This window comes from Streptomyces sp. NPDC031426 (assembly GCF_055581585.1).
The window spans coordinates 51,620-60,305 of record NZ_JBVIJE010000003.1 but is presented as its reverse complement, the minus strand read 5'-3'; the positions used below and the strand labels follow the sequence as shown (position 1 = coordinate 60,305).

The 8,686-nt window shown below is 68.7% G+C and carries 6 protein-coding genes and 1 pseudogene; 4 read left to right on the top strand and 3 right to left on the bottom strand.

Annotated features, from left to right (window positions below):
* The 3 genes and pseudogenes from ACZ5NH_RS05755 to ACZ5NH_RS05745 form a co-directional block, all read right to left on the bottom strand.
* A pseudogene (locus ACZ5NH_RS05755) lies at positions 1 to 312 on the bottom strand (hypothetical protein); the annotation flags it as partial.
* A 558-nt stretch (positions 313 to 870) separates the two neighbouring features.
* Positions 871 to 2,457 carry a Na+/H+ antiporter gene (locus ACZ5NH_RS05750; protein WP_468773136.1) on the bottom strand — a complete coding sequence of 529 codons (1,587 nt, stop codon included), beginning with the start codon at positions 2,455 to 2,457 and terminating at the stop codon, positions 871 to 873.
* A 137-nt stretch (positions 2,458 to 2,594) separates the two neighbouring features.
* On the bottom strand, positions 2,595 to 3,755 hold the full coding sequence (locus tag ACZ5NH_RS05745; protein ID WP_468773135.1) for a PucR family transcriptional regulator: 1,161 nt from the start codon (positions 3,753 to 3,755) through the stop codon (positions 2,595 to 2,597).
* Positions 3,756 to 3,830: 75 nt separating this feature from the next.
* Between ACZ5NH_RS05745 and ACZ5NH_RS05740 the strand changes: the two genes are divergently transcribed.
* The 4 genes from ACZ5NH_RS05740 to ACZ5NH_RS05725 all read left to right on the top strand — a co-directional run bounded on the left by ACZ5NH_RS05740 (position 3,831) and on the right by ACZ5NH_RS05725 (position 8,665).
* Positions 3,831 to 5,087, top strand: coding sequence for an alkyl sulfatase dimerization domain-containing protein (locus ACZ5NH_RS05740; RefSeq protein WP_468773134.1), 1,257 nt, complete (start codon positions 3,831 to 3,833; stop codon positions 5,085 to 5,087).
* A gap of 157 nt (positions 5,088 to 5,244) precedes the next feature.
* Positions 5,245 to 6,363 (top strand): Ca2+-dependent phosphoinositide-specific phospholipase C, encoded by a 1,119-nt coding sequence (locus ACZ5NH_RS05735; protein ID WP_468773133.1) that lies wholly within the window; start codon positions 5,245 to 5,247, stop codon positions 6,361 to 6,363.
* A gap of 30 nt (positions 6,364 to 6,393) precedes the next feature.
* Entirely contained in the window at positions 6,394 to 7,347 is a 954-nt protein-coding gene (locus tag ACZ5NH_RS05730; RefSeq protein WP_468773132.1) for an SCO6745 family protein, read from the top strand.
* Between the two features lie 76 nt (positions 7,348 to 7,423).
* Positions 7,424 to 8,665 carry a L,D-transpeptidase gene (locus tag ACZ5NH_RS05725; RefSeq protein WP_468773131.1) on the top strand — a complete coding sequence of 414 codons (1,242 nt, stop codon included), beginning with the start codon at positions 7,424 to 7,426 and terminating at the stop codon, positions 8,663 to 8,665.
* Positions 8,666 to 8,686: the final 21 nt, after the last annotated feature.

Here is an 8,686-nt window from a genome sequence, read left to right as displayed (position 1 = left end):
GTCAACCTGCACCAGGTGCGCGTACCCGCCGTGGTCGCGGGCCCACTCGACCTGGCCGAGAACCCAGCGCCGACGCCCGTCGTCGTGGCGGACCCAGCGACCGTGCCCATGAACTTCGTAGGGCACTCGATCGTTGTTCCGACCCTCGTCGTGGGCTCCGGGCAGCCGCTCAGACGGCAGGACGACCACATCCCGGTCACCGGCCGGGACAGTGGCCGCCGAGGCGGCGCCCCCCGTGGCGAGGAGTCCCGTCGCTGCGACCGCCACGGAAGCGGCCGCCATGGCGGCCCGGCGTGCAATGCCCATCCCCATGATCTTTCCTCCTTGTTGCCCCATGACCTGCACGAGCAGATCGCGATGGCTTGCCCCGTATCAGGCACTGGCGACAGTAACCGACAGTTGGTTGAATGGTGAACTATCTCCGGAGTGAGGTACGCCATGTGCAGAGGCTTAACGGTGCGGTGGGCCGTCGACGCCGGCCACCACGGTGGCCATCCACCGGCACCCGGACCTGGATCTTCCCGGGGCGGTCGGCGACCGGCCTGACCGCGGCTGCCGTCCTGCCGCCCGTCGGCGTCCTCAGGTACGGCCGGCACCGGGGTGAACGCTTCCCGGGCCCGTACCGCACGGCGAACACGAGGTGACGGGCGCCGACCCGACCCGGCGGCGCGTCTTCCGCGGCCCACGAGTCCAGGTGCAGGCCGTACAGGTCGGAAAAGGACGAGCCGGCCGGGTGGACGTCGGCACCGGCCGACAAAGCGCGAGGCCAGGGCAGCCCCGCGCCATGGAGCCTCCCTGGCCGACTTCCGTCAGCGGGGAGGGGCCGCTCTGCCCGCATCCGCCCACCCGATCTCGCACCTCCGCAGCCAGTCAGTCACCGGGGCGGAGGCTGGCTTCTTCGAGGTCGAGTTCGTGCTGGATCCGGCGCCGGGTGCCATTGCTGATCTTGTTCGCCTCGTAGAGGCGCTGGAGTTCGGCCGCCTCGATGGCGATGAGTGTCCGGCGGATCTCGCGGTAGGCGTCGGCAGGACGGGCGTCCGGGTCGCTGTAGTGGGCGTCTTCGACCTGGTGGATGCGCGCTTCCAGATGACGACGGGCCTGTTTCAGGGCGGCCTCGGCGGCGGCACCCAGATCGGCCAGCTGATCCAGATCGCCCAGCAGTTTGAGCTCGTCGAGCGCGGCGCGGGCGATGCGCCGACGGGTCTGGGCCTCCTCGCGGGCGGTGTGCTCCGGTTCCAGAGCGATGCCGGAGCGGCGTACGACAGGAGCCAGGGTGAAGCCCTGGAAGACGAGAGTGAGCGCGACGGTCCCGGTGGTGAGCGTGAGAATGAGCGCCCGGTGCGGCAGCGGCGCCCCTGTGTGGGTGACCAGGGGGATGGCGAGCGCGGCTGCCAGCGGCATGACGCCTCGGGTGCCAGCCCAGGACAGGACGGCCGGAACGCGCCAGGAGAGGCGGTCGTCGCTCTCCCTGTGCCGGTGGTGGATCAGGGCGGACAGCGGGAAGATCCACAGCAGACGGATCGCCAGCAGAGTGAAGGCGATCACCGGCACCCACAGCGGCCAGCCGTGCTCGTCGCGCGCGAGATGGCGGACGGCCCAAGGAAGCTCGAGGCCGATCAGGGCGAAGACGACACTCTCCAGCAGGAAGGCCACGGTGTCGTAGACGGCGTGGACCTGGAGGCGGACGGGGGCGTCGCCGAGCTTGTGGCCGGTGCTGCCGAGGACGACCCCGGCCACGATGACGGCGGTCACGCCGGAGGTGTGCGACTGCTCCGCGATGACGTAGGAGGCGTAGGGAGTGACCAACGCGATGACGGTCTCCAGCATGGGGTCGTCGGTCCGTCTGCGGATCAGCGTCTCCACCGCTGCGACCGCCGCCCCGATGAGCGCTCCTCCGCCTGCGAGGATCAGGAACTGCAGGGCGGTTCCGGGCACGCTGATGGCGCTGCCGGACACCACGGTGGCCACGGCGACCTTGTACAGGACCAGTGAGGTGGCATCGTTGAACAGGCTTTCCGCCTGCACCATGGCCTGCACACGCGGTGGGAGTGACAGGCGCCGGCCGAGCGCGGTCACGGCCACGGGATCGGTGCTGGCCAGGACGGAGCCGAGGATGAACGCGGTGGCGGCGGTGAGCGGCGTGATCGCATGGGCGACGTATGCGACGGCGAGCGCCGAGGCGAGGACCAGACCGAAGACCAGGGCCGTCACGGGCCGCCACACGGTCCGCAGGTCGCGGACGGAGATTTCCCCGGCCGAGGCGTAGAGCAGCGGCGGCAGCACCAGCACGCTGATCACATGAGGCGGCAGGCGCACCTCGGGGACCCAGGGCATCAGCCCCACGACCACACCCACCACCACGAGGAGCGAGGGGGCGGGCAAACTCCAGCGCCGGGCACCGGTTGCCACCGCTGTGGCCAGGACCACCAGCAGCAGGACGACGATCAGGCCGGTCATGGAGCGTCCCCGGTGGGTTACGGCTTGTTACCCCCCTCTGACCAGGTGCTTTGACCAACGTAACCGACGTACGGCGGTGCCGCAGCCGACGGGGAGGGACCGTCCGGTCTCCGGCGCCTTGTCCGAGCCCGGAGGTGTTACCGGCGGTCCCGACCGGCGATCCGGTGCAGGGTGAGCGCGGCGCCGAAGAGTTGCACCCCGCGGGCGGTGTGCGGGTCGACGCCGGTCAACTCGGTGACACGAGCCAGGCGGTTGTCGACCGTGTTGGGGTGCACGTCAAGCGCCTGAGCCGTACGGCGCCGGTCGAAGTCGCAGTCGAGGAAGGCGGCCACGGTCGCGGTCAGGCCGGGTTGGCTGTCCAGCGGTTCCAGGAGGGCGGCCAGTTCGGGTGCGCTGTCCGTGGCTCCCGCCACGTGGTAGTCGAGCAGCACGTCCCGCAACCGGTGCACGCCGGGCTGGTCCGCGACGGCTGCGATACGGCGTGCCCGTTCGGCCGCTGCAGGAACCTCCTTGGGGGTGCCCGCCGTCGCGGCGCCCACGATCGGCGCCGTCGGAAGACGGGAGGAGAGTCGGCCGGCGACGGCGTCGAGTGCGGTCCGGGACGGCAACAGGACGCAGCCGCCGCATTCGTCCGGCAGGCTGAGCACGCGGCCCTCGGCCAGCGGGGCGAGCCGGGCGAGCGCCCGACGCAGCAGTCTGCGTGCCGCCAGCGGTGTGGCGGGTTCGGGGGTCCGCACACTGAGCACGAGGTAGCCGGATTCCAGGGACAGTCCGTGACGGGCGGCCACCTCCTCGGGCTCGTCGCCACGGATCAGTGCCCGGGCCAGTTCCCGTGCCGCCCCCTGCTGGCCGGCGAGGCCCGCAAGGTACGCCTCTGTGACGTTCTCGACGGTGGCCTGGAGCGCGCTGAGCTGCATCCGGGTCAACGACTGCAGTGCCGCTTCCTCGCCCGGACGGGCCAGCTCGCTCAGCGCGTCCAGCAGCACCTCGGCACCGACGTGGTATCCCCTGAGCAACTGCACCAGGGGCAGGCCCTCCTCGGCGCGTTCGGCGGCGCGTTCCCGGAACACCACGATGTCGGTGTCCGGCAGGCCTCGCACATGGCGGAGAAACCCACGGATCGCGCGGCGGGCCGTCGCCGCGATCTCCACATCCCGCATCTCGCCGGGCAGGAGATCGAAGCCGGGCACCTCGGCCCGCTGACGTTCCACGATGGCCCTGGCCAGCTGGTTGACCCGCGGTTCAAGGCGCACGGCCAGCCGGATCGCGCCCTCTCGCGCCATGTCTGGTTGTGACATGTCACAACTGTAGGCAGCGGTCAGTGGCCCGGCGGCCGATTGTTCCGGTCATGCGTTCACGGTGGCATGGGCACCATGAGCTTCTCCCTCACCGACTACGCAGACCGGGTCTGGCAAGGCGCCGTCGACGACAGCATCGTCCATACCGGACAGGCGGGCTCCGGCGTCATCGAGGTGGTCGACGGCGTCGGCTGGCACCCCGCCTTCGGCAACGTCATCACCTTCCGCACGGACAGCGAGATCATCCTGTTCGACACCGGCAACCCACTGGCCGCCGGCCGGCTCCACCAGGCCGTCCGTGCCTGGAGCCGGCTCCCGGTGACCACCGCCGTCTTCTCGCACGGTCACATCGACCATGTCTTCGGGATGGGTCCCTTCGATGCGGAGAAGGCGCCACGCCCGACCGTGCTCGCCCACGAAAAGGTCGGGGAGAGGTTCGACCGCTACGTACTGACGAATGGTTACAACACGGTCATCAACCAACGACAGTTCCAGGTACCGGATTTGACCTGGCCGACCCAGTACCGCAGGCTCGACCTGACCTACCGGGAGGCGCTCACCCTGACGCGTGGTGAGCTGACCTTCGAACTCTTCCACGTAAAGGGCGAGACCGACGACGCGACCGTCGCCTGGATCCCCGAACACCGCATCCTGTGCCCCGGCGACATGTTCATCTGGCTGACCCCCAACTGCGGCAACCCCCAGAAGGTTCAGCGCTATCCACGCGAGTGGGCGCTCGCGCTGCGCCGCATGGCGGCCCTGGGCGCGGAGATCATGCTGCCCTCGCACGGAGCACCGGTCTTCGGCGCCGACCGGATCCACCTGGCCCTCACCGAGACCGCCGAATGGCTGGAGAGCCTGGTCCAGCAGACGTTGGACGGACTCAACTCCGGTGCCCGGCTGGACGACCTGATCCACTCCGTACGCCCGCCCGCCCATCTGGCCGACCGCGTCTACCTGCAAGCCAAGTATGACGAGCCGGAGTTCATCGTGCGCAATCTGTGGCGGCGCTATGCCGGCTGGTACGACGGCAACCCTGCGCACCTCAAACCGGCTCGCGAGGGCCGACTCGCCACCGCGTTGGCGGACCTCGCGGGCGGTGCCCACGCCCTGTCGGACGCGGCCCGACGCCACGCCGACGCGGGCGAGCTGAGGATCGCCGGCCACCTCGCGGAGTTCGCGGTACAGGCCGCCCCCGACGACGCCACGGTGCACGCCGCACGCGCTGACATCAACGAGGCGCGTGCCGAGGCCGAGTCCTCCCTGATGGCCCAGGGCATCTTCACCTGGGCCGCCGCCGAGTCACGACAACGGTGCGGTGGCAAGCCCTGACCCGTGCATCGCCGAAGGCAGGCAGCACCATCGCATGGCATGGGCACCGCAACTCAACGGAGGCGCGGACGCTGACGTCCCCAGCACCACCGCCCGTGGATCGCGCGCCATCAGCACTCCCCCGCGCACGACTTCTCCAGACCTAAGGAGCTCACCCATGCCCTCCGCTCGCGCGACAGTCCGTTCACGGCGCCGCAAGGCCGGTGGCCTCGCCGCCGCCATACTGCTCGGCCTGGCTTCGCCGTGGGCCTGGACGACGCCCGGACACGCCGCCGAAGACAAGCCGGCAGCAGACACATCCGCGTTCAACAGTGTTCCCCTGGACCAGATCTCCGTATCCGGGCTGCACAACGCCTACGACAAGAGCAAGTCCAAGTCGATCACCACGGGCCTGGACCTCGGAGCGCACCTGCTGGAGATCGACACCTACAGCACGTACGGCAATCCCGGCGGATGGGTCGTCAGCCATTCCGATCCCCTGGTCAACGACAACAACTGCACCTACACCACCGGATCAGGCGTCTTCAGGACCACATGGCGGAACGGCAGCCTGAGAACCTGCCTCGACGATCTCAAGGCCTGGAGTGACGCGCACCCCGGTCACGACCCCGTCTACATCAAACTCGAACTCAAATGGGGCTTCCGCTCCAACGCGGGAATGGGACCGGACCAACTGGACCGGCTGCTGGCCGAACACCTCGGTTCCGAGAACCTCTTCACCCCCGCGGACATGCTCGGAACCACCTACCCGACGCTCGACGCCGCGGCGAGGGCCGGAGCCTGGCCCACCTGGAACCGGCTCCGCGGAAAGTTCATCGTCTTTCCGATCACCGGCACCATAGAGAACAAGCTCGCGGGCTACGACCTGGACCATCTGTCCACCGAACAGGAATACGCCCAGCACCTGGCCGACCTCTCGGCAGCCGGTCGGCTCGAACAGGCCTCGATGTGGCCCGCCATGACCAGACCAAGCCCCGACGGCGACCCCCGCCTCGTCTACGACGCCGCCCTGCGTCCCTGGTTCGTCATCTTCGACACCCAAGCCACCCACTGGCTGAACGACGGTTACCCCATGTCGTGGTACTGCCGCAGCCACTACCTCACCGTCGAAGGGGCAGCCGAAAGCGTCGTCCCCGCACTGGACGACACCGACCCCGACCCCACCGCCGCAGCCCAACGTGTCCGGTACCTCGCCCAGCAAGGCCATTCCAGCGCCACCACCTTCGACTGGATGCACGCACCCGGCGCATTCACCCTCTGGTCCCGCGACTGCTGACAGGAGGCAAGCGAGGAGAGGCGGATATCGATGATCTTCGATCAGGAGCATGACGGGGCAGCAGATGCCGAGTGGAGTGAGACAAGCCGTCGCAACGCCCGCTCCGTACACACCACCGTCGGATGGATCTTCTGGGATCCGGGGGCCGTGGCGCGGTTCGAGGCCCATGGCCTCCCAGGGCCACTCGGCTACATCGCTTCCCGTGGCGCGCCACTCGCGCCTGCCGGGGTCGAGGCACTGACCGCCGCGTTCGGCACCATCGGTTCGGTCGGCATCACCGTCACCTTCGGCCTTTTGAAGGGGGACGCAGCCGCGTTCCGCGAGTTCTGGCGTCTGCGGGACGAGGCCGTCGACGAAGGCCTGCGCCGCTACGCGCCCGGCATCGTCGACCCGCTGGTGGAGATGGGGCCGACCCTGTGGTCCGCGGTCGACCGCCTCCCGAGGCTGGGTCGCGTGCTGTTCGCCGCGACCGCGTCCATGCCTCGTCCACAGAACCCGTTGCTGTCGGGCTGGCACGCTGTGAACGCGATCCGCGAATGGCGGGGGGACTCGCATTGGGCCCTGATGGCCTCGGCCGGTCTGACGTCCTCGGAGGCATCGATCGTGCACAACGAATGGCTGGGCTACAAGGACGACTGGCTGAGCAGATCCCGGGGTCAAACCGAGGAGGAGATCAACCATGGCTGGGACATGCTGTCGCGGAAGGGACTCGCAGCAGAGCGCAGGCTCCTTCCCGCCGGTCTGCGGCTGCGTCAGCATCTGGAGGACCTCACCGACGAGCTGACGGCCCTGCCGTGGCGACTGCTCGGCATGGAATTCTCGACGGAGTTCGCGGAGCGCCTCGAACCCCCTTGTGAACTGCTGCTCGCACGCGTGGATGAAACCGCGGGACCGAACTACCAGCCCGCTTCGCGAGTGCGGGACCGATACCGGGACCGTGGTATTTGCCACAATTCCCTCCCTTCAAGACGGATGAATGCATAAAGGTGGCTCTCTGAGCCCGGTTGCACTCCTCCGTAACCAGCTCAGGGATTCACGATCAGTGGCATGGGAGAAGCGTTTGATCACGGCACCTAAGCGACGCACCGCGCTGATGGCTACCGCCGGCGTACTCGGCGGGGTACTCGCACTCACGGCCCTCGGCGGGACCAGCAACGCTGCCACCAGCGGAAACGGCGCCGGGGATCACCCGAAACCGCAGGCGCGGGCAGGTCAGGCGGGCGCCCAGGACGCTTCCGACGCCCGGATAGAGATCACTCCCGGGCAAGGTGCCCACAACATCGGGATCAACAGCCCCGTCGAAGTCGCTGTCAGCAACGGCAAGCTCACCAAGGTGACCATGACCGCCGTCGCGACCGGTACCGAGATTCCGGGCACCCTGGCCGCGGACGGCACGTCCTGGAAGCCGAACGGCCGACTGGAGCGTGCCACCAGATACCAGGTCGCCGCGGAGGCCGAGGACGCCAGGGGCCGCCCCGTCACCGGGAACGCCACGATCGCCACGGTCTCCCCGGCCAACGACTTCCTCGGGCACCTCTCCCCCGAAGCCGGCTCGACCGTTGGTGTGGGCATGCCGGTGACGGTCGGCTTCGACAAGGCGATCAGCGACAAGGCCGCCGTACAGTCGGAGATCCGCGTCAGCTCCAGCAGCGGGCAGCGGGTCGTCGGCCACTGGCTCAACGACGACCGCCTGGACTTCCGCCCCGAGAACTACTGGAAGCCCGGCTCCACCGTCACCGTCAGGCTGACCCACCACGGCATCCGGAAGACGGTCACGTTCAAGATCGGCCGGAGCCAGATCAGCACCGTCGACGCCAGGACGAAGCAGATGACCGTCGTGCGGGACGGCAAGACGATCAGGACCGTCCCGATCTCGTCCGGCAGCCCCGAGCACCCGACGTACAACGGTCAGATGGTCATCTCCGAGAAGTACCGGCAGATCCGTATGAACGGTGCGAGCGTCGGCCTCAAGAAGAAGGACGGCAAGCCCGCGTACGACATCAAGGACGTACCGCACGCCATGCGCCTGACCGACTCGGGCACGTTCATCCACGGCAACTACTGGGGTGCCGACTCGGTCTTCGGCAAGGTCAACACCAGCCACGGCTGCGTGGGCCTGAAAGACGTCCAGGGTGGCGGCGACGGCAAGCAGCCCGCCGCGTGGTTCTTCGACAACTCGATGATCGGAGACGTCGTGATCGTCAAGAACTCCGCGGACAAGACCACCTTGGCCCCGGACAACGGCCTCAGCGACTGGAACATGCCGTGGACCGAGTGGGTCTCGGGCAGCACGGCCCACTGACACCACATTCACTCCACGCAT

Coding starts and splice junctions, on each gene's coding strand:
- ACZ5NH_RS05750 (WP_468773136.1), bottom strand. CDS start 2,457: ATGACCGGCCTGATCGTCGTCCTGCTGCTGGTGGTCCTGGCCACAGCG.
- ACZ5NH_RS05745 (WP_468773135.1), bottom strand. CDS start 3,755: ATGTCACAACCAGACATGGCGCGAGAGGGCGCGATCCGGCTGGCCGTG.
- ACZ5NH_RS05740 (WP_468773134.1), top strand. CDS start 3,831: ATGAGCTTCTCCCTCACCGACTACGCAGACCGGGTCTGGCAAGGCGCC.
- ACZ5NH_RS05735 (WP_468773133.1), top strand. CDS start 5,245: ATGCCCTCCGCTCGCGCGACAGTCCGTTCACGGCGCCGCAAGGCCGGT.
- ACZ5NH_RS05730 (WP_468773132.1), top strand. CDS start 6,394: ATGATCTTCGATCAGGAGCATGACGGGGCAGCAGATGCCGAGTGGAGT.